Source organism: Streptomyces sp. ME02-8801-2C (genome assembly GCF_033793965.1).
Classification (GTDB): Bacteria; Actinomycetota; Actinomycetes; order Streptomycetales; family Streptomycetaceae; genus Streptomyces.
This window is the reverse complement of sequence record NZ_JARAXP010000001.1, coordinates 738,825-760,582: the sequence shown is the minus strand read 5'-3', so window position 1 is coordinate 760,582 and position 21,758 is coordinate 738,825. Positions and strand designations below refer to the sequence as shown.

The following is a 21,758-nucleotide window of genomic DNA, read 5'->3' as shown; positions in this document are numbered from 1 at the left end:
TTCGATGGTGTCAGCCAACAGCGAGGGTGAACACGTGCACGTTGGCATTGGCCGGAAGACGTACGCTCGCGATGCTCCGGCCCGGCGGTGCCTGGAACGGCCGGGTGGCGAAGATGTACGTCGGGACCGGGTCGCGGCCCGATCCCGACACGTTTCGGTACGGGGTCCTCGCGACGATCTCGTTGCCGTACTGGACGGTTCCCGTGCCTCCGCCGAGGGTCCAGTCGGTGAGGGCGAGGTCGACCGTGTCGGTGATGCCGTCGGTGTAGGTGACGGTCGCCTGGGCCCGCCGGTTGCCGAAGACCGCGCTGCCGATGAAGGACAACTGGGATGCCGGGGCAGGGAGTTGCAGGGTCTGGGCGGCTGCCGACGCGTTGTCCGGGCGGCCCGTCGGCGAAGCCGGCCAGGTGAAGGCCAGGCCGGTCGCCAGCCTGCCCCGTGTGCCCGGGGTCAGGCCTGCCGCTGCCAGGGCCTGGCGGGAGTAGCTCCAGCCACCGCCGTCGTAGTCGGCCTCGGTGTGGTCGCCCGGGTCGTCGGAGGTGCCCGTGTTGTCGTAGGCGGCGAGGAGCGAGCCGGGTGCCGCCACCGTGAGGGTGATCGGCTGCTCGTACGCCGTGTCCGTCGACGTCACCTTGATCCTCGCTTCGTGGAAGCCCTGCTCGACTGCGGGTCGCGCGGTGAGCGTGACCCGGCGGGAGCCGTCAACCAGCGTTCCGGCAGAGGGTGTTGCCGTGATTCCCGGCGGGGTCTCCACCTCGAAGCGCACCTCCGGACCGGCGGAGTCGGTGTCCGTCATGGACAGTGCTCGGATGTCCACCGCCGCGCTGCCGCCCGGTGCGATCGTCGCCGTGTCGGGGCCGATCCCGATCTGGTAGGGCTGTTCGCCCGCCCGGAAGGACGGTGGGGCGTCGGAGGGGGCGCTGCCCCAGGTGGGATCCGGGCTGGTGGCGAGGGTGTAGTCCAGGGTGCCACCGCGGCGGACGAAGGACGCGGGGAGCCACGGGCGGTCGCTCGTACGGCCGTCGACCATGAGGGAGTGGACGTATGGGGCGTTCGCCGACGCTCCCTGCGCGCGGATCGAGATGTCGTTGCCGTGGGGGCGGTTGATCTTGATCCTCGGGAACAGGGGTGAGGCCAGGACCAGTTCGGCTCGGGACGGCACCTGGGGGTACATGCCGAGCGCGGCGAAGACGTACCAGGAGGACATCGCGCCGAGGTCGTCGTTGCCGGGGATACCGCCCGGGCTAGTCGACCAGAGCCCTGTCATCGCCGCGCGCACGGTTTCCTGGGTTTTGTGGGGTGCGCCCGCGTAGGCGTACAGGTAGGGGACATTGACCGAGGGCTCGTTGTCCAGTTCGGACTTCTCGCCGCCGCTGCCCGTGAGGGCCCAGCTGCCGTCCGGATGGTGGAAGAAGGCGTCCAGGCGGTCAACTGCCCTGGCAGGGCCACCCATTGCCGCGAACAGGCCTGCCGGGTTGTGCGGGACCATCCAGGTGTACTGGGCCGCCGTGCCCTCGACGAATCCGTTGCCGGTTGCCGGGGTGAAGCCGGGGACCCAACTGCCGTCCGCCTTACGGTTGGTGACGTAGCCGACGCCGCCTGGACGGGCCGCGATGTTGAAGTTGTTCTGCCACCACTGGGCGCGCTTCATGAAGCTGTCCGCCGTTCGCGCCCTGCCTGCCGCTCGGGCCAGTTCGGCGAGGGCGAAGTCCGCGCCCGACATCTCCAGGGTCTCCGCCGCGCCGCCCCACGCGTTGGACACGGACGGCATGTAGTGGTGCGCCAAGTAGGCGTCCAGAGAAGGGCGTTGGCCGATCGACAGGACCGGTCTGCCCGCCGGTGACAGGTCCTGTCGCGTCGGTGTCGTCGCCGCCCGCAGCAGGGAGTCCAGCGCGCCGCGCAGGTCGAAACGGGTGCCGCCGAACGCGTGGATCCCGGCGAGGGTGGCGGGCGACGGGTCGCCGTTCATGACGTGGGTGCCGCTCGCGCCGTGCAGCCAGCGGTCCCACAACCCGCCGTTGTGGCGGGCGAGTTCGTAGAGGGACTGGGCGATGTCCGAGCCGGAGTCGGGGTCGAGGAGGGTGAGCAGCTGGACCTGGGAGCGGTAGGCGTCCCAGCCGGAGAAGGTGCCGTACTGGTTGTCGTGGCCCGCCCGGACCGGATGGACCTCACCGTCGCCGCCTCGGTAGCGGCGGTCGGTGTCGCTGATGATGTTCGGGTGGAGGAGGGAGTGGTAGAGGGCGGTGTAGAAGGTGGTGCGGTCCGCTTCCGTGCCGCCGCCGACACTGATGGCGGCGAGCCTTTCCCGCCAGGCCTGTCGGGCTGCGGACTCGACCGACGCGAAGGACCGGGTCGGCGGGTTCTCGGCCGCGAGGTTGGCCTCCGCGCCCTCCCGACTGACGTACGAGATACCGACCTTGACGCCCACGGGGCCTGTTCCGGGCTCGAACTCCACGTATCCGCCCGCCCCTTTGCCCGGGACGGGACGTCCGTTGGCAGCGGTGAAGCCGCCGGTTCCGCCGGACGCGGTGGTGGCACCCGGGGTCAGCCGGTCGTCCTGCCAGGTGCCCGACGCCTTGAAGGCGCGGTCGAAGCGGGCGGTGAAGTGGAGGGTGTAGTAGGGGCGCCGTCCTTCCGGATCGAGGTGGCCGCAGAAGTTGCCGGAAGTGACCGAGCCGGAGACCGTGCGGGCGGCGGGGTCGATCGTGACCGCCGAACCGGTCGAGCCCACCTCGGAGTTGGCGGTGCGGATCAGCATCGAGGCCGGTCGGCCGGACGGGTAGGTGAAGCGGGCGGAACCCGTGCGGGCGGTCGCCGTGAGGTCGGCGGTGACCCCGGACGCCATGGTCACCCTGTAGTGGCCGGGCTCCGCCGTCTCGTCGGCGTGGCTGAAGTCGGCCGCGTACACCGCGTCCCTGGTGTCGCTCGCCGGGGAGGACGTGACCTGGCCGGGGTACGGGAAGAAGGGGATGTCGCCGCTGCCGCCCGCGCAGCCCGTGCCGGACATGTGGGTGAGGCTGAAGCCGCGGATCCGGGTGGCGTCGTAGTGGTAGCCGCCGGGGGCCGCCGTTCTGGTGGCGTCGCCCCGGGTATTCTCCGGGCTCCAGGAGAGCATGCCGAACGGGACGACGGCGCCCGGGAAGACATCGCCGCCGTTTCTGGTGCCGATCAGCGGATCGACGTACGGCGTCGGGTCCTCGACCAGGGGGTTCGCGGGTGCTGCCGCCGCGTGCGCCGGGACGGGCAGACCCAGCGCCAGGGCGGCGGCCAGCAGCAGGGACGTAGGGCGGACACGCATGACGCGGCCCCTCCTCCTTCGGACGGGTCGCGCACCACAGGTCGCACAAACCGCGGGGACAGTGACGTGCGCCAGCGATACCACGGGAGAGGGCGCGCCCCGGAGAGGACGCGCGCTGGTGTCACGCGTGCGGGGTACGGGGTGCACTCCCGCGGGTGATCAACCGGCTTGACGATGTTGTCCGTTGGGGCGATAGAGTGTTGTCCAGACCACTGGACAACGTTGTCTCACCGCGTTGCCGTCTCACCCAGTTGTCGCATCCCGAAGACGTACTTCCCCGGGCCCCTTCCCCCGTACCGGCCCGGCTCGCGGACCCGGTGGCCGGCAGCCACCGGGTCCGCCCTGAGCGGACTCGCACGTGCGAGGTGCGGCCCCGCCGGTCTAACCGACCCGGCAGGGCAGGGTAGTTGCCGTGTCACCGCCGGAGCCCCGGACGACGTATCCGAACGTCGCGGACTTGCCCGGATCGAGGGAGCCGTTCCAGTTGGCGTTGTGGACCATCACCGCCTGGCCGTTGTAGGTCGCGTTGCCGTTCCAGAGGCTGTCGACAGCCTGGCCCGCCGGGAGCGACCAGTCGACCATCCAGCCGAGCATGGGCACGTTCCCGGAGTTGGTGACGGTCACCTCGGACTGGTAGCCGCCGTTCCAGCTGCCCGTCGTACGGCGGGCAGCCGTGCACGCGCCGGGCGGGGGCTCGGTGGGCGGGTTGCCGGGGTCCTTGATGCCCGTCACCTCGCCGTTGCCGCCGTCGAAGACGACGTCGGAGCAGGAGTAGAACGTCTCCTGGCTGTCGGAACGCTGCCACACCATGTAGATGATGTGGCGCCCGGACTTGTTCGCCGGAAGCTTGCCGTTCCAGGAGTAGTTGGCCTCGACGTTGCCCGGGGTGCCGTTGAGCGGCGGGTGGTCGACGCTCAGGAACGGCTGGGACTCGATGGCGTCCCAGGTGAGTGTCTTGGTCGGGTCGAAGCCGTCCTTGGTGATGTAGACGTAGAACCAACCCGGGTGTGCCGCCCACGCGTTGTACGAGAAGTCGACGTTGGCGCCCGAGGTGAGGTGGGTCAACGGCCAGTCGGCACTGGGGGTGTTGAACCCGGTGAAGTTGGTGTTGCCGCCGCTGCACAGCTGACCGTCCGGGACGAAGCCCCGGGTGCGGCCGGCGCCGTCCGAGCGCAGCACCGAGAACCAGTTGTAGAACGGCGTGGTCCCGCTGACCTGTTGTGCCGTCTTGCAGGCCGGATTGATCGCCTTGATCTCGCCGGTGTCGGTGAGGGCGTCCTGCCAGCACAGGAAGGTGCGGCTGCCGGGTTTCATCGGGGTGCCGTGGGCCTCCGCGTCACCGCCCGCCGTGACGACCAGGCCCAGGGCCGGGATCGCGGTGAGCAGGGCCAGGAGGACGAGGAGGAGGGATCTGCCCCGGGTGGGGAGCAGTAATCGGCGTGGGGTGCGGGGGGAAGGTGAGGGTGATGATGTCAGGGCCATGTCATGAACTCCTTCAGTCGTACGCGATGCGCCGTACGCCGTGGGATGCGTACGGAACGTGCGGGTGAAGGGGCGCGCCCGGCGAGGGGTGCGCGTGAAGTGCTATGTGCACGGGGGTGATGCGTGGGGGGTGGTGGGGTGGGAGCGGGTCCCGCTTACGGGTTCCGGTCCGCTCGGTGTGGGAGCGCTCCCACCTCACTCCCTTTCGAAGCTAGCGCCGCGGGGTGAAGATGTAAACGCCTGACGCATGTTCGCGACGGCCGTCGCGGGGGCGCTATGCCAGCGGTGGTGCCAGGCGAACCTGTCGAAGCTTCTCGAGACATCGCCATGACGGGCGTCGGGCGATCCTTCCGACGACCTCGTCCGTATCGGGCGGCTACTGTGCGGCGGCCGTGCGGCACTCGGCGGTGGCCCGACGCGCTTGCAGAAGCTCTTCGACCTGGCCGCGGACGTACACATGCGAAGGGCCGCACCCCCGCCGAAGCGGGAGTGCGGCCCCAACCGCCTTGCCTGATCGCCTACTTGCGGATCAGGTTGCGCAGCACGTACTGCATGATGCCGCCGTTGCGGTAGTAGTCCGCCTCGCCGGGGGTGTCGATACGGACGACCGCGTCGAACTCGACGCCCGTGTCGGTGGTCACCTTGACCGTGCGCGGGGTGGTGCCGTTGTTCAGCTCCTCGATGCCGGTGAAGGAGAAGGTCTCCTCGCCGGTGAGGCCGAGGGACGCGGCGGTGGCGCCCTCCGGGTACTGGAGCGGGAGCACGCCCATGCCGATGAGGTTCGAGCGGTGGATGCGCTCGTACGACTCGGCGATGACGGCCTTGACGCCGAGGAGCGCGGTGCCCTTGGCGGCCCAGTCGCGGGACGAGCCGGAGCCGTACTCCTTGCCGGACAGGATGACCAGCGGGATGCCCTGCTCGATGTAGTTGCGCGAGGCGTCGTAGATGAACGCCACGGGCGCGTCGGGCTGGGTGAAGTCGCGGGTGTAGCCGCCCTCGGTGCCCGGCGCGATCTGGTTGCGCAGGCGGATGTTGGCGAACGTACCGCGGATCATCACCTCGTGGTTGCCACGGCGGGAACCGTACGAGTTGAAGTCACGGCGCTCGACGCCGTGCTCCGTGAGGTACTTGCCACCGGGGGTGTCGGCCTTGATCGCGCCGGCCGGGGAGATGTGGTCGGTGGTGACCGAGTCGCCGAGCTTGGCGAGGACGCGGGCGCCGGAGATGTCCGAGACCGGGGTGGTCTCCATCGTCATGCCCTCGAAGTACGGGGGCTTGCGGACGTACGTCGACTGCGGGTCCCACTCGAAGGTGTTGCCCTCGGGGATGGACAGCGCCTGCCACTGGGCGTCGCCCGCGAAGACGTCCTGGTAGGACTTGGAGAACATGTCCTCGCCGATGGCGTTCGCCACGACGTCGTTGACCTCGGCCTCGGAGGGCCAGATGTCGGCCAGGAAGACCGGCTTGCCCTCCTGGTCCACGCCGAGCGCGTCGCGCGTGATGTCCACCTTCATGGAACCCGCGAGGGCGTAGGCGACGACGAGCGGCGGGGACGCCAGGTAGTTCATCTTGACGTCGGGGTTGATCCGGCCCTCGAAGTTGCGGTTGCCGGAGAGCACCGACGTCACGGCCAGGTCATGGTCGTTGACGGCCTTGGAGACCTCGTCCGGCAGCGGGCCGGAGTTGCCGATGCAGGTGGTGCAGCCGTAGCCGACGAGGTTGAAGCCGACCTTGTCGAGGTAGGGGGTGAGCCCCGCCTTGTCGAAGTAGTCGGTGACGACCTTGGAGCCCGGGGCGAGGGTGGTCTTGACCCACGGCTTGCGGGTCAGGCCCTTCTCGACGGCCTTCTTGGCCACCAGCGCGGCGGCGACCATGACGTACGGGTTCGAGGTGTTGGTGCAGGAGGTGATGGCCGCGACCGTCACCGCGCCGTGGTCGATCTCGTACGTCGAGCCGTCGGGGGCGGTCACGGTGACCGGGTTGGACGGGGCGCCGTTCGGCGCGACGGCCGGGGAGTCGGAGGCCGGGAAGGACTCCTTGCCGGCCTCGTCCACGGCGTCGACGTAGTTGAGGACGTCCGTCTTGAACTGCTCGGCGGCGTTCGCGAGGACGATGCGGTCCTGCGGGCGCTTCGGGCCGGCGATGGAGGGGACGACCGTGGAGAGGTCGAGCTCGAGCTTCTCGGAGAAGTCGGGCTCGGCGGCCGGGTCGAGCCAGAGGCCCTGCTCCTTGGCGTACGCCTCGACGAGCGCGAGCTGCTGCTCGCTGCGGCCGGTGAGCTTGAGGTACTTGATGGTCTCGCCGTCGATCGGGAAGATCGCGGCGGTGGAACCGAACTCCGGCGACATGTTGCCGATGGTGGCGCGGTTCGCGAGGGAGGTGGCGGCCACGCCCTCGCCGTAGAACTCGACGAACTTGCCGACGACACCGTGCTTGCGGAGCATCTCGGTGATGGTCAGCACGAGGTCGGTCGCGGTGGTGCCGGGGGTGAGCTCGCCGGTGAGCTTGAAGCCGACGACGCGCGGGATGAGCATCGAGACGGGCTGGCCGAGCATCGCCGCCTCGGCCTCGATACCGCCGACGCCCCAGCCGAGCACACCGAGGCCGTTGACCATGGTGGTGTGGGAGTCTGTGCCGACCAGGGTGTCGGGGTACGCCTGGCCGTTGCGGACCATGACCGTACGCGCGAGGTGCTCGATGTTGACCTGGTGGACGATGCCGGTGCCCGGCGGGACGACCTTGAAGTCGTCGAAGGCGGTCTGGCCCCAGCGCAGGAACTGGTAGCGCTCCTTGTTGCGGCCGTACTCCAGCTCGACGTTCTGCGCGAAGGCCTCGTTGGTGCCGAACTTGTCGGCGATGACGGAGTGGTCGATGACCATCTCGGCCGGGGAGAGCGGGTTGACCTTCGCCGGGTCGCCGCCGAGGGCCTTCACGGCCTCACGCATGGTCGCGAGGTCCACGACACAGGGCACGCCGGTGAAGTCCTGCATGATCACGCGGGCCGGCGTGAACTGGATCTCCTGGCTGGGCTGCGCCTGCGAGTCCCAGCCACCGATGGCCCTGATGTGGTCGGCGGTGATGTTCGCGCCGTCCTCGGTACGGAGCAGGTTCTCCAGCAGCACCTTCAGGCTGTACGGAAGGCGAGCCGAGCCTTCCACCTTGTCCAGCCGGAAGATCTCGTACGACTCGTCGCCCACGCTGAGCGTGCTACGGGCGTCGAAGCTGTTCGCCGACACGACAGTCTCCTTCATTGATGTGCGCGTTACACCGCATCCTGCCGCCACGACGACTTGGCCGATCCGCTAAGGTAAGGCTAAGTTAGGTAACCCTTAGTGGCGGAGATATCTCGATGTCGAGATAACTCTAGTACATGGGTGGCGAATGGTCATGCCCGGCCGCGGTGTGATGTGGCCATCACCGCGCGGGATCGGGGTAACCGACCCCTATGCCACTCACCTTCCGCAAGAGCTTCCGGATACTCCCGGGCGTGCGCCTCAACATCAACAAGCGCTCCTGGTCCATCACGACCGGCGGCGGCAGCCACGGGCCACGTCATACCCACAGCAGCACGGGACGCCGCACGACGTCCGTCGATCTGCCCGGCCCGTTCGGCTGGCGCCGCACCCGTCGCGGCGAGCGCCACTGACGGTACGTCACCCGTGCGGACTCCCCCAGAAGGCGCCATCTCATATCTGAGATAACCTCAACCCCATGGCAGACGACTACCTCGTACGCATCGGCAAGCTCATCCGTGACGCCAGGCAGCACCGGGGCTGGACGCAGACGCAGCTTGCCGACGCGCTCGGCACCAGCCAGAGCGCGGTCAACCGCATCGAGCGCGGCAATCAAAACATCAGTCTTGAGATGATCGCTCGAATCGGTGAAGCCCTCGACAGTGAGATCGTCTCGCTGGGCTACGCGGGGCCCATGCATCTGCGCGTGGTGGGCGGGCGGCGGCTGTCCGGTGCCATCGACGTCAAGACCAGCAAGAACGCGTGCGTCGCGCTGCTGTGTGCCTCGCTCCTCAACAAGGGCCGCACGGTGCTGCGCCGGGTCGCCCGCATCGAGGAGGTGTACCGCCTGCTGGAGGTGCTGGGCTCGATCGGCGTCCGCACTCGGTGGATCAACGACGGCGTCGACCTCGAGATCGTGCCCCCGGCCGAGCTGGACATGGCGGCCATCGACGCCCAGGCGGCCCGCCGGACGCGCTCGATCATCATGTTCCTCGGCCCCCTGCTGCACCGAGTGGACAGCTTCCGGCTTCCGTACGCGGGCGGCTGCGACCTCGGTACCAGGACCATCGAGCCGCACATGATCGCGCTGCGCCGGTTCGGGCTCGACATCGCGGCGACGGAGGGCCTCTACCACGCCCGCGTCGACCGTTCCGTCTCTCCTGGGCGCCCCATCGTGCTGACCGAGCGCGGGGACACCGTCACCGAGAACGCGCTGCTCGCCGCGGCCCGGCACGACGGCGTCACCGTCATCCGCAACGCGTCCTCCAACTACATGGTCCAGGACCTGTGCTTCTTCCTGGAGTCGCTGGGCGTACGGGTCGAGGGCGTCGGCACCACGACGCTCACCGTGCACGGCGTTCCGAACATCGACGTCGACGTGGACTACTCGCCCTCCGAGGACCCGGTCGAGGCGATGAGCCTCCTGACGGCGGCGGTCGTCACCGAGTCCGAACTGACCGTGCGCCGGGTGCCGATCGAGTTCCTGGAGATCGAACTGGCGGTCCTGGAGGAGATGGGCCTCGATCACGACCGTACGCCGGAGTACTTCGCGGACAACGGCCGTACGCGGCTGATCGACCTGACGGTCCGCCCCTCCAAGCTGGAGGCGCCGATCGACAAGATCCACCCGATGCCGTTCCCGGGCCTGAACATCGACAACGTGCCGTTCTTCGCGGCGATCGCCGCCTCCGCCCAGGGCCAGACCCTCATCCACGACTGGGTCTACGACAACCGCGCGATCTACCTCACCGACCTGAACCGCCTCGGCGGCCGCCTCCAGCTCCTCGACCCGCACCGGGTCCTGGTCGAGGGCCCGACCCGCTGGCGAGCGGCCGAGATGATGTGCCCGCCGGCGCTGCGCCCGGCGGTGGTGGTCCTGCTGGCGATGATGTCGGCGGAGGGGACGTCCGTGCTGCGGAACGTGTATGTGATCAACCGGGGGTACGAGGATCTGGCGGAGCGGCTCAACTCGGTGGGGGCGCAGATCGAGATCTTCCGGGACATCTGACGCCCCGTGGGAAAAGTGCTGCCACACCCCTCCTGACCTGCATGAATGCGAGGCGGGAGAGGAGGTGGCGGCGCCTCTGGGACTTTTCTGGGACTTTCCGCCGGGATCGAGAGCTTCCGGCCGCTGCGTCCTCGACATATTGCGTCATCGGAAAGATGTCGGCCTGAACGAGTCACGGGAAAGACCAGGTCAGAGCCCCTTTCTCGCCTCATTGCCCTGCGTGCGGGCGTCCAGAGCGTCAAACGAGCGTCACGCCGACAGCCCGTCCCTGCTGCTCAGGGCAGAAGAGACTGCGCACCCAGCTCACCGGCAGGATCCGCCTCAGCTTACTCCGGACGCCAGCTCGCACATCATGCTCCGCACTGCTTCTCCGGTCGCCATAATGGAGTCATGCCCTCGAGCCAACAGCACCCCGCACCCACGCCGAGCGACCTCTCGGGCGCGGTCGCCGAGGACCTGGCGCTGTACCGGGAAAAGTTCCGGCGGCGTCTGCCGGAGTCACTGGACGAGTTGCGCGGCCCGACCCAGGGGGCCGTGGAGCTACCGCTGCACATGGCCTGGTCCGGGATGACCTCGTACGACCTGGACAAGCCTCGCCAGCGCATGGGCCTGTACCGCACTGTCCTGCACGAGGGCCTGCGCGACGATCTGCCCCACTACCTCAACCAGGACCTGCTCCTCCATCTGTGGCCGGTGCTGCGCACCCTCGTCGGCCGCACAGTGCGCGCCGTATGGGAAGACGCCTTCCCCCAGCTCGCCTCCCGCACCCGGACAGCCGCGTGACCGACATGCCGGAGTTGCACACGCGGCTCCTGGCGGATGTGATCGCGCTCGGTTCCCCGTATCCACTTGTTCTCACCGGTGGATACGCCGTGCGGGCACACCGCCTCGTGAACCGCCCCAGCCAGGACCTCGACGTCGCCACCGAGAACCCTGCGCCCATGGCCGACATCGCCGCCACGCTCCGCGCCGGCCTGGAAGCCCACGGCTGGAAGGTGCACGCGCTGGAGACCGCCCCGCTGTCCGCCCGCTTCACCGTGACCGACCCGGCCACCGGGCAGGAATGCGAAGTCGACATCCTCAAGGAGATCTTCTGGCGGCCGGTCGCCCAGAGCCTGCACGGGCCCGTCCTCGCGGAGGAGGACGTGATCGGGACCAAAGTCCGCGCCCTCGCCGACCGCGGGGCGCCCCGCGACCTGATCGACGTGTTCGCGGCCTCCCGCCGCTGGAGCAATGCCGAGCTCGAGGAGTTCGGCCGCCGCCATGCCCGAGGCCGCTTTGAGCGCGAAGATCTGCAGTCGAACCTCACGGGCGCCGAGTGGACCGACGACGAAGCCTTCACCGCCTACGGCCTGGACGAGGCCACCATCAGTGCTCTCCGCACATGGGCCTTGGAGTGGGCCGACGACCTCGCGGCCCGGCTCCTTGAAGAGGCCGGTGATCCGGACATCGACTGATCGCGTCCGGACGAGATCACAACTGCAAACTAGGTCGCGAACTTGTCACACCGAGCACGCCGGGCAAGCTACGGCCCCGTCGGGGTGCGTGACCAACTGGGGTCATCCCTCGTGCGCCCCTATACACCTGGCCTCCAGGGCCTCGGCCGTAGGGAAGGCGGCGTGAACAGGGCAGCGCGCCGCGGGGATACGTAGGCCGTGTCCGGCATCAGCCGGACGCGCGGCCCGTCATGGGACGGCCTTAGCAAGGGCCAGAGACCTCGCCGTTCTGGTCGGCTATCGGCAAGGTGACCGTGAAAGGCGACCGGCCGCCCGGACATGCGGGCGGCCGGACCGGTGTCACGCACCGTCACATGCGGAGCGCCACGCACTGGCGCAACAGCGGTTCCAGGCGCAATTGAGTGTCCTCGCGGTCGAACACCTGAAGAGCGTCGAGGCAGGTGACAATCCACCGCCCCTCGTCCTCGTCCTCGATCTTGAGCGCCACAGCAGTCACCGCGCCCTCCAGATCGAAAGGGCCGTCCTTGAACTCGTCGTCGAGGGCCCGGTACCCAGCGGCAAGCCGCGGGTCCGCGTACACGCCGGTCGCCTCCGCCAAGGCGCGGGCCTCGGCCCGGTCAGCGCGTAGGTTCGCCAGGCGGCGCAACACCTCGTCGGGATCACCCAGTTCGCCGTGCAGGCGATGTGCTCGGCCGACCAAGAGCGGCCAGCCGCCGGTCAGCTCGTGGAGACGGTCCAGGCGGTCCTCCCTGTGGAACATGTTGACACGCTGAGCCCAGCCCCGCAGGCTGCGGCGGTCGTGACGGCGCAGGACCACCGGGGCGGCCGAGGTGGGTTCGGTTCCCGTCAGCAGGGTCCGCCACAGGGCCAGTTGGTCGGTGTCGGTGACGAGGACGACCGCGCGGGTGACTCCCGGGGTGACGGGCAGCAGCACCTCGGCCAGGTCGACGGCCTCCCGGCAGGTCTCAGGCCGCACCGGGTCCCGGTAGTTGACGAAGTCACTGATGACGACACGTCGTTCGCGAGGGCGGCCTCCGGTGAGCTCCTGCTTGTAGACGCTGGGCTTGCCGACGGGCGGCAGCGTCCAGCCATCGATCGGTCCGGCGATCGTACGCAAGGTCCGGGCGACGTCGGTGACTCCGGTAGCAGATGTGCCGAGGACGACCCTGGTCCGGCTGGACCGCTCGCCCAGGAGGTCGTCGAGCTGAGTGTTGGTCAGCGGAGCCGGCTGGCCGTCGGGGAGTTCTGGGCGGCCTTCCTGCACGATGCTTTCCTGGAGTTCACAGTCCTGTTCGGCCCTGAGCAGGCGGGCCTCCACCTCGTGGGAGGTCCCGATCATGCGCAGAGCGTTGGGTCCGCGCAGATGCCAGCCCAGGCCGTCGTGGTTGGGCGCGAGGATACCGAGGCCGACCATCTCGGAGAGGTACGCGCGGAAACCCTCGGTGTCGAGCTGTTCGAACCCCTTGCGCCAATACGTCTCGCACTCCTCGCGCAGCTCGGTGTCGCTCAGCCGCACCTCAAGGCCGTGATGGCGGGCGTGGTACGCCAGCACGTTGGCGATCACGTCGTAGCGGTGGTCAAGGCTCAGCGTGTCCTTGAAAGCCGCCGAGATGCCGTCTCTGAGCGCGGCGTCCGACTCCACGACCTCGATGTCGGTCACCTCCACCTCATAAGGGGGCCCCTCGGCTCCGCGCCGCGCCCGCTTGCGGTGCATCAGCTCGACCAGCCGGTGCCCGAACATCTGGAGCAGGAAGGGCTGATAGGAGCAGTAGCCGAGCACCCGGTTGACGAGATCCAGGTTCTTGAACTCGAACCCGAGCGCCCGCATCGGCTCGACCAGCAACTCGGCCGCGGACTGGGGAGCCAGCGGACCGATCACCTTCGGGGTCTGCGCGAGGTGGCCGAACGGCCCGTTGCTCGCGAGTTTGGAGAAGCGCTGCACGGAGTGCAGTCCGGCGAAGACGACCTTGGCGCGGTCCTTTGTGTCGGACCCGAGGCCCTTGAGCTTCTTGGTCTGGTCGAAGCGCGGGGCGTCCGCCTCGAAGAACTGGTCGCACTCGTCGAGCAGGACCAGAAGACGGCGGCGCGAATCCCCGTCCAGCCAGGTGCGGATTCCGACGCGCACCCGCTCGGAGATCTCCTGCCGTTTCCTTCGCCCCTGCGGCCGGTCGTCGAGTACCTGAGCTTCGGTCAGCTCCCGCTCCAGGACGCTCCACAGCGTCACCGGACCGAACGAGCTGCCTTTGCCGATGTTCTCCTGGTCGAGGTTGACGTACACCGCCTGGTGGTAGCCGGGGCGTTGCTCCGTGAACCGTTCCCCGGCGTCGGCGAGCAGTGCCGACTTACCGAGCCCCCGGCCACCGTAGATGACCTGGGTGCCGCGTGGGTCGAGGATGCTCTTGCGCTCGGCGTCACGGCCGTAGAACATCTCGCCGCCGATCCGGCCGCGCTTTTCCCTGATGTATGGGTTGACGCCCGAGAAGGGCAGCAGTGTCTGCGTGGCGGTGCTGACCTGGCGATCGCCGCGGGCAGCGAGATAGGCGAGGGCGGCGTCGTCCACGACCAGCAGCGGCTGCAACCGGCCTGAGCCGACGGCGAGTTCGACGCGGGCCTCGCGGCTCAGCGTGCCGAAGTAGACGAGGAGGAGGCTCGCATCGCTGGTGTCGCGCTCTGCCCAGCTCATGACGACCTTGGCAGGCGGTCTGCCCCAGACCATCATCACGCGCAGGTTGCCGCCCTGCTCCCTGATCTGCGAGCCGAACGCGGGCGCCTTCGCCCTGCCGTTGATCTCCACTCCGGTCGCTTCGAAAAGACGGTATTCCCGCCGGTGCTGGGACCGGTCGTCAAGCGGCCTGGCGCTCTTGGCGTCGTACCCGAGGAGCTTGAGGAGCGGGGGCACCTGTCTCGTCGGAGCCACCTGGAGCCGGTCCTTCCGCTCGACGGCGGCCAGCGCGCGCCACTCGTCGAGCGCCTCAGCCGCGAGTGCCGCCTCGTCGGTGGAGAGGCCGCCGTAGTCCAGGACGGGAAGCGTCGGATGCTTACCGCCTGACCGGACCAGTTCGATGAGGTCGTGGTCGATGCCTCCCGGCAGGCCGTCGGGCACAGCCGGGAAGAAGTCGGGCAGGTGGGACTCGCCTCCCTCGATCTCCGGGACGGGTTCGCCGATTTCCAGGAAGTAGACGAGGTCGGCGGCGGTAGCCAGGTCGTTCGTCTCCAGGCGCCGCAGCACCTGGGCCCGCTCCTCCGCGGTGGGGTCCAGGGCATCGAGCCGGGCGCGGATCCGGTCGGACGCTTGCTGCCTGAAGGCGGGCAGGTCACTTCGCACCGTGTCGAGCGCCCGCCGCACGTCCAGCAGGTCGTGCCGGTCGCCGCCTTCGAGGCGGTCATGGGCGTCGGCCAGCAGTTCCTGTAGGCCCAAGTCCTGATCCTCGGTCACGGCACCGTCGGCCTGCGCGCGGTGCACCTCGGCAACGAGATCGGCGTGTGTCTTCCGCAACTCCGTGCGCCGGACGGCTTCCCGGTCGTCGATCTCAGCGTCCGCGGGTGGGACGAACTCACCAGCCCGGGCGGCGGGCAGCAACTCTTGTCCGGCCAGCTCTACGATGCTACGGGCCGCGGTGAAGGCGTCGTGGGAGAGCCGCTCGTCGAGGGCGTCCTGCCAGCTCCGGTCGACCGCGGTCAGCAGCTCGTCGAGCGACGGCCGCTCGTCACAGGTGTCGCACACCTTCAGCAATTCCGCGTCCAGGACGATTACTGGGTCGACCGGAGCGCCGGAACGCCTGGTCACGGTGCCACCGGCCAGCATCGCGAACAGTTCCTCCATCGATGCGCGGGCCGCCCAGGCCGTCGCGGCAGCGATGGCGTCCAAGCGCCGCGCCATCTGCTCCAGCTCGCTCAGCGCAGCCTCCCTGCCGCCCAGCAGGGACTGGCGCAGGGAGGAGATCTCTTTGGCCGCCCGGTTGCCGTCGGAACGGTCGCCGCGACGGATACCTTCCACCGCCAGGCACCACTCCTTGACCAGGCTGACAGCTCGCTCCACCAGGTGCACCAGATCCTGCCGCCCTGAGCCCTGCAGCGGCTTGCCGCTGGACGAGCGGTGTCTGCGGTCCATGCGGTCGATCTCACTGTTGACCTCGGCCAGCTTCGCCAGTCGCTCGGCCTGCTCCCGCACCTGCTGTATCGCGTCGCGATTGTCGCCGACGACGGTCATGAGCAGCGATCCGAGCATCCCGTCGTCGGGGGCGAGCCAGCGCTTTGCAATCTCCGTCGCCCGTGCGAACCGCAGCCTCTGTGGCACGAGCAGGGCACGGCTCTGCTCACGCAGCTCCCGCAGCCGGACCTCCGTCTCGGAGACGTCGGCGACCAGCGGGGAAGCGATCAGCAGGGCACCGCTGAGGGCACGGTCCGCGACGGTGGTCGCCACCTCCGCGAGCCGGTCCGGGAGTCGGGGTGCCAGCGCCTTGAGCTGAGCGCCTGCCGAGTGGTCGCCGGTGATCAGGGCGGTACGCAGCAGGGCAGGCAGCACGAGGAGTTCGCTGCCCTCGGTGTGGTGGCCCGCGTATCCGCCGTACTGCTGGAGCAGGTCCGCCGTCAGCCGGGCGCCCCGGCTGTCACCGGATGTGAGCAGCGCGGCGGCACCTGCCAGGCGGAGCGCCGCCACCTGGGGCTCGGGGTGGCCGGTGGCCCGCGCCAGATGGTGGGCGAGTCCGAAGCGTCGATCCGCGACTAGATGCGCCAACGCCCGCTCGGCTGCGGCGTCGTCGGAGGCGTCATCCAAGGCTTGTCCCGCTTCTTGGACAGGCGTGTCCTCCTTGAGACAGATGGTAGGTGCGGCGGCCACCGAGACGGGCCCGCCCGGGTCCACGGGGGGTACCGGGTCGCTCGCGGCGGGAGGCGTGGCATGCGCATCGGCAGCGTGGACCGGCTCCCGGGCCGTTGTCAGGGCAGGCGCATCCGGGTCCGTGAGCGGTACCGGGTCGGTGTCCGCAGGTGGCGCAGCCTCTGCGTCGTGGGCATAGGCCGCCGGCTCAAGGGCCGCCGCAGCTTCCGGCTTGGAGGCATGCTCGGGCGCGGTCTCCTTGGTGGTTTGGCCAATGCTCTCCGCCGTATGCCCGGCCGGCTGTACGGCCGCATACTCCACGGTTGTCTCGGCGTCGGCGCGCTGAGGGGTTCCGTCCGCCCCGGCCCCGGTGGGTTCGCGGCCGGCATCCTCCGGCTGAGCCAACATCAGCTCTGGGGCCATGACCACCGCCATGGCACACGTGGGCAGCACCCGCACGACCTGCTCCTGCAGAACCAGGATTTCCGCCGCGGCCTCCGCCTGCCGGCCTAGCCTGATGAGCCGGGCCAAGGCGGCCAGCGCTGCGCTTTCCTCCCGTTGCGGCTCCTCCCACACCGGTGTGTCCAGCAAGCGGCGGGCCGCGCCGCGCACGGCCTCAGCCGCAGAGGCGGCAGCGGCGGAGCTGTCCGAGCAGGAGGCTACATCCAACAGTTCCCGCAGAGGCTCCCGTGCCCGGAGGTCACGCTCGTGCGCAGCCCGGTGCGCGTGTACGGCGCACGTCATATCCTCCAGGCGGCGAGGCACCCCCTCGATTCCCGCCGTGCGGAGCACGGCGTCGACGCTGTCGAAGACGGCACCCAGCGCGGCCAGCGGCGCTAGGTCCTCCTCCTGCGGGGGGCAGCCGTCCCGGACCGCACTGGTCACCTTCTCCGCAGCTTGCCGGGCTTGCGCGAGGGCCGACTGCAACTGTCGGCAGGCCGATTCCGGATCCGTCCCCTCATCGGTTCCGGCGCTGTCGGACGCCGTAGCGGTCGTCTCGTGAGAGGTGCCGGGGCCGGGTACCACGATCTCGGGAGTGGGGGTATTCGTGCTTGGCCGGTCGGCGACGGCAGCGCGCACAGGATTCCCGTCGCCCGCGACCGGCGTTTCGTCGCCTTCCGCTGCTTCGGGGGCGACGTCCGGGTTCGCCTCCACGATGGAGCGCGCCGCGGCACCGACAGCGGCGAGCTGAGCCGTCTCCTTGTCGTCGGCCGTCACCGCGAACCAGTCCTGCTCCGCCGCCCATACAAGGATGTGAGCATCGGTGACGGAGGCGTTGCACCACGCGAACACCGTGGCCCGGACAAGCGTCGCGCCCCACCGGGTAACGGGGTCGGAAACCGTCTCACCGTCCTGCGCGACGACGAAGTTGCCCACCTGATTCATCACGGTGACCGTGAGTTCTTTGATTCCGCATGTGCAGGTGTGCTGCCGTGCCTCACGCCGCAGCCTGGCGAGAACGTCCTGGCACAGGGCTTTACTCACCCGTCGGGGGGCCGCTATGCGGATGCCCAGCCGGCCGAGCAACTCCTGCCGGTCCTTTGGTCGCAGGGAGTTGAAGGCCAGTTCCACCATGTCGGCCGTGAGGTCGTTGAGGGCGGCGACGGCTGGGTGGTCCAAGGCGTTGAGCGCGGCGGCCAGTGCTTCGAGGTCCTGGGCCGAGACGCTCGACGGGGACCACGGCGGCCCCGTGACGACGCGGTAGCGGTCCTGCATGTACGCGTACTCCATTTCTGTGGACACCAAGGAGTCAGGAGAGGCTGGCCGGCCCGCGTGATGAATCAGCGACCACGCGTGTGCTCGGTGACGAACGTGTATCCGTAGGGCAGTTCCCAGCCGTCCGCCTTGCCGAGCCTGCGGCAGTGCTCCCGAAAGGCCGCACGCTGAACGACGCTGGGCGAGCACCCCGGTCGCAGGCGGCGCAGATGACCGGGGACGAATTGGATCCCCCGAAGCCCCTCGTCGCCCGGTTCGGTGCCGCCCCAGGGACGTATCACCCGCGGCCGCGCGGGGCGGTAGCCGATGAGGGGAACGGTCCGCTGTCCGTCGCGCGGCGGGAAATGAGGCTGACCCCCGGCGTCTCGGCTGCCGAGCGCCGGTTCCAGAAGCCGTTCCGCGAGCAGTTCCGCAACGGCCGATTCCAAGGCGGCGGCCTGTGACCGAGCCGGCCGACGCCCGTAGACCGCGCTCGGCAGGACCGAACGGTCCATAAGGGCATGGCCGTCCAGGGTGAGCAGACCGCAACGGCGCACCGTGCGCATCACCAGCTGCCGGGGACCCAGTCCGACCGCGCTGTCACCGTGGCGGTCACTTCCCGGGACGTCCTCCCTGGTGAGCACACGCGGGTCATAGCAATGCCCGATGTCACGGTCGCCGACCAGCACACGTTCCTCGAGCGACGTCGTGGCCATGCGGATCACCGAGCCGCCGCGGAGGCTGCGCAGCTCAAGCATCAGGCCGGAGAAGAAGTCGTCGGGCCAGACGATCCCGGTCAAACGGCCCGAAGTGTCACCGAGTTCGGCGATGACGTCCTGCACTGCCTCCTTCTCGTCCAACGCTTCGCCGGCATGGTCGAGTTCGAGGCGAACCGTGGGGCGCTCACGGTGAGACCGGCGAAGTTCCTCGACGACGTACGGATGTAAGGGAAACCAGCCGTCGATGAGCTGGGACAGCCGCAGGGGTGCCCGCCAGACGATCTCCTGTGCGTCACTCCGCAGGAGTTCACAGGAGCCGAGAGAGGCGTCGTCGCCCAGAGGCAGATCGACCGGGTCCAACTCTGTTTCCGGCTCTGGCTCCGATGTCGGGGGCAACGTGGACGTCCAGCCGCGTCCGGCCGGGGCCAGGGGATCTCCGTGCGCTTCTGCGTCACCGGGATGATGGGACCGCCACACGCCTCCGCCCTCGAAGGCGTCGTCGAGCGTGATCCGGGAGCCGTTCTCGAACAGGCCCTGGTCGCTGTCCCCTTGGACGACGTCGGCGAGCGCCACGTTCGCCCGGCACACCGCTGCGGCGTACCCCACTCCCTTGAGCACTTCCGTAGCTCCAGGGAACCCACGAAGCCGCGGTCCAACCGCTGTGTACACGGTGACAGCCGTGGTGAGGCCGTAACGGCGCCTCCCCGGGGTGGCCGCGCGTTCGACCGCTGCGGCAAGCGACCTGAGGTCGTCGCCGCCCAGCGGCCCGGTGTCCCGCCAGCAGTCCGCGAGGGAGCTCCGGGTCATGGTGTAGTCACCCCATGTACGCAAGACGGCACTGGAGTTGAGCACACCCCTCACCGTCCCAAGGAGACCGCTCAGCCCCGCTCGCAGGTCGTCGTCGTGCGTGCCGCCCACCAGTGCAGCGAGGGACACGGGGACGAAAGGACTGAGCAGCTGCTCCCGTGCCGTCGTCAGAAGATGCTCCGCATAGGCCGTCAGGTCGTCGCGCCGCGCCGCCTCCGGAGACGGGTAGCGGACCTCAACGACGACATGCCCGTCCTCGTTGATCCAGCGCCGGCGCGTGCGTAAGCGGAGGAGCTGGGCCGATGACAGGCTCAGAGCCGGGCCGAAGGCATGGAGATCCGGGACCAGGAGCTCCCTTCGCCGTGGCGCGGCGCCGTCTCCCGGTCTCCCCTGGCCCTCGGCCCCTGCAGGCGCCCCCGACACCCAGGCGGGTACGTCACCGAGGGTGCCCACCTCTGGGTGGGAACCCTCCCGATAGACGATCTCGGCGTACAACGGGTCCGACCCGGTGGCGACACACACCATTGCACCGACCGGGAGCACGGGGGCGCACTCGCCGAAGGTGATCACAGGGAAGTCGTCGAGACAGAGCGGGCTGCCGCCGTAGCCGTCGCCGCCGAGGTCATACCCGAAGTACACGGCGTTGAAGGCGACGGCAGTGTGCACGGGCGCCGGGCGGGCCACGACAACCGCTTCCAGATAGCGCCGCAACCAATCCCGTTCTTCGTCGGGTACGGCGTCATAGCCTTTCGTCATTGCAGAGGTCAACAGGGGCCGGTCACCGTACGGATCAGGCACCTGCGCCCTGTCGCGGAGCCTCGACGACACCCCCGGCCCCCCACGTTCGTCAACCGTTGCTGATACATACGGGTCCCCACCCATGACACCTCCGCCGCACGTCGGACCGCTGCGGTCTGACGTGCGGTAATTCCCGCAGAGTATGCCGACACGGAACATTCCGGAAGGTCTTTCGTCACTTTGCGATGATGGGCAGTGACTCGTATCGGGCACACCCCTCGTGCCGATATGAGACCGAACTCAGATGGCAGGACCTGGGCGGATCAACGTCCTGTTCACCCAGCACTTTGAGGTTCCCCCGGTGTGTGGGAGGTGCTGATCAGCTGGTCAGGGCGGGTTGACGGGGTTTTAGCTTCGTTCGTTCGGCCGTTGCCCGCTCGGCGTAGTGCTTCTCCTCGAACTCGACGGGACTGAGGTAGCCGAGCCGCTTCTGGATGCGCCGGCTGTTATAGAAGCCGTCGATGTACTCGAAGAGCGCGAGGTTGGCCTCGGACCGGGTGGTGAAGGTGCGGCCGCGGATGCATTCGGTTTTGATGAGCATCCAGAGGTTCTCCGCGAGGGCGTACTCCAGCGTGGTCAGCACCAGGTCGGCGTCCGCGCGGGCGGAGGTCTCCCATGCGACCACCCGGCGGGAGAACGCGTCGCGGATCGCGGACAGCCACAGGGGCCCCTCGCCGGTCGAGATCATGGTGAGGTCGGTGACCCACAGCCGGTTCGGGGCCTTCGCGGTGAAGTCGCGCTCGACCAGGTCCGGGGCCAGGGTGGCCTTGGGGTCGCGGCGCGTGAAGCCGCCCCGGCGTGGGCTGACGCCAGCGATGTCGGCCTCGCGCATCAGGCGCTCGACGCGTTTGCGCCCGACGTCGACGCCCTCGCGTTTGAGGACGGCATGGACCCGCGGGGAGCCGTAGACGCCGCCGGAGTCGGCGTGGATCTCCTTGATCTGCTCGGTCAGTTCGACGTCGCGGCGCACCCGTTCGCACGGCTCCTGTTCGACGCGGCGCCACCGGTAGTACGTGGAGGAGGCGATGTGCAGTTCCCGCAGGACGGGCTCGACTCCCAGGCGGGGATGCTCGTCGAGGAGCGCCGTCACCTGGGCCGGGTCGGGTCGAGCTGGGCCGCGAAAAAAGCCGAGGCCGTCCGCAGTACGTCGTTGGCCCGCTTGAGCTGGGCGTTCTCCTTACGCAGGGCCACCAGCTCGGCCCGCTCGTCGGTGGTGAGCCGATCGTCGCGCTCGTCGGCATCCGCCTCGGCCTGCCGGATCCAGCCACGCAGGGCTTCGGGATGCACACCGAGATCAACAGCCAGCTTCTTGATCTGCGGCTTCGGGTCGGAGGTCCGGTACATCCGCACCGCACGCTCACGCAACTCCAACGAGTACTTCCTGGGAGCAGCCATGGTCGATGTTCCTCTCATGAGAACCATCTGCCCCTCTGTCACCATCC

Annotated in this window: 11 protein-coding genes; 4 read left to right on the top strand and 7 right to left on the bottom strand. The window is 69.1% G+C overall.

Annotated features, from left to right (window positions below; translation table 11 throughout):
- Positions 1-10: 10 nt before the first annotated feature.
- The 3 genes from PV396_RS03235 to acnA all read right to left on the bottom strand — a co-directional run bounded on the left by PV396_RS03235 (position 11) and on the right by acnA (position 8,016).
- The gene (locus PV396_RS03235; RefSeq protein ID WP_319200033.1) at positions 11-3,298 is read right to left on the bottom strand and encodes a GH92 family glycosyl hydrolase; all 3,288 of its coding nucleotides are present in this window, start codon (positions 3,296-3,298) and stop codon (positions 11-13) included.
- 381 nt (positions 3,299-3,679) lie between these two features.
- Positions 3,680-4,780 carry a lytic polysaccharide monooxygenase gene (locus tag PV396_RS03230; RefSeq protein WP_319200032.1) on the bottom strand — a complete coding sequence of 367 codons (1,101 nt, stop codon included), beginning with the start codon at positions 4,778-4,780 and terminating at the stop codon, positions 3,680-3,682.
- A gap of 518 nt (positions 4,781-5,298) precedes the next feature.
- On the bottom strand, positions 5,299-8,016 hold the full coding sequence (acnA, locus tag PV396_RS03225) for an aconitate hydratase AcnA (RefSeq protein ID WP_319200031.1): 2,718 nt from the start codon (positions 8,014-8,016) through the stop codon (positions 5,299-5,301).
- A 209-nt stretch (positions 8,017-8,225) separates the two neighbouring features.
- Between acnA and PV396_RS03220 the strand changes: the two genes are divergently transcribed.
- The 4 genes from PV396_RS03220 to PV396_RS03205 all read left to right on the top strand — a co-directional run bounded on the left by PV396_RS03220 (position 8,226) and on the right by PV396_RS03205 (position 11,478).
- Positions 8,226-8,426, top strand: coding sequence for a DUF4236 domain-containing protein (locus PV396_RS03220; protein ID WP_319200030.1), 201 nt, complete (start codon positions 8,226-8,228; stop codon positions 8,424-8,426).
- Between the two features lie 65 nt (positions 8,427-8,491).
- Positions 8,492-10,021 carry a UDP-N-acetylglucosamine 1-carboxyvinyltransferase gene (locus PV396_RS03215; RefSeq protein WP_319200029.1) on the top strand — a complete coding sequence of 510 codons (1,530 nt, stop codon included), beginning with the start codon at positions 8,492-8,494 and terminating at the stop codon, positions 10,019-10,021.
- 390 nt (positions 10,022-10,411) lie between these two features.
- Positions 10,412-10,804 carry a hypothetical protein gene (locus PV396_RS03210; RefSeq protein WP_319200028.1) on the top strand — a complete coding sequence of 131 codons (393 nt, stop codon included), beginning with the start codon at positions 10,412-10,414 and terminating at the stop codon, positions 10,802-10,804.
- A gap of 5 nt (positions 10,805-10,809) precedes the next feature.
- Positions 10,810-11,478, top strand: coding sequence for a nucleotidyl transferase AbiEii/AbiGii toxin family protein (locus PV396_RS03205; protein ID WP_319200647.1), 669 nt, complete (start codon positions 10,810-10,812; stop codon positions 11,476-11,478).
- Positions 11,479-11,827: 349 nt separating this feature from the next.
- Here the strand turns inward: PV396_RS03205 and PV396_RS03200 are convergent, their stop codons facing one another.
- From PV396_RS03200 to PV396_RS03185, 4 genes are all read right to left on the bottom strand, one after another.
- On the bottom strand, positions 11,828-18,013 hold the full coding sequence (locus PV396_RS03200; protein ID WP_416071330.1) for a hypothetical protein: 6,186 nt from the start codon (positions 18,011-18,013) through the stop codon (positions 11,828-11,830).
- Positions 18,014-18,078: 65 nt separating this feature from the next.
- Complete coding sequence (locus tag PV396_RS03195) at positions 18,079-20,274, bottom strand: hypothetical protein (protein ID WP_319200027.1); 2,196 nt, start codon at positions 20,272-20,274, stop codon at positions 18,079-18,081.
- 361 nt (positions 20,275-20,635) lie between these two features.
- On the bottom strand, positions 20,636-21,406 hold the full coding sequence (locus PV396_RS03190) for an IS3 family transposase (protein ID WP_319200026.1): 771 nt from the start codon (positions 21,404-21,406) through the stop codon (positions 20,636-20,638).
- A complete protein-coding gene (locus PV396_RS03185) occupies positions 21,403-21,711 on the bottom strand; it encodes a transposase (protein WP_319200025.1) in 309 nt (102 codons plus the stop codon). Before PV396_RS03185 ends, PV396_RS03190 begins: the two co-directional genes overlap by 4 nt.
- Between the last annotated feature and the right edge of the window lie 47 nt (positions 21,712-21,758).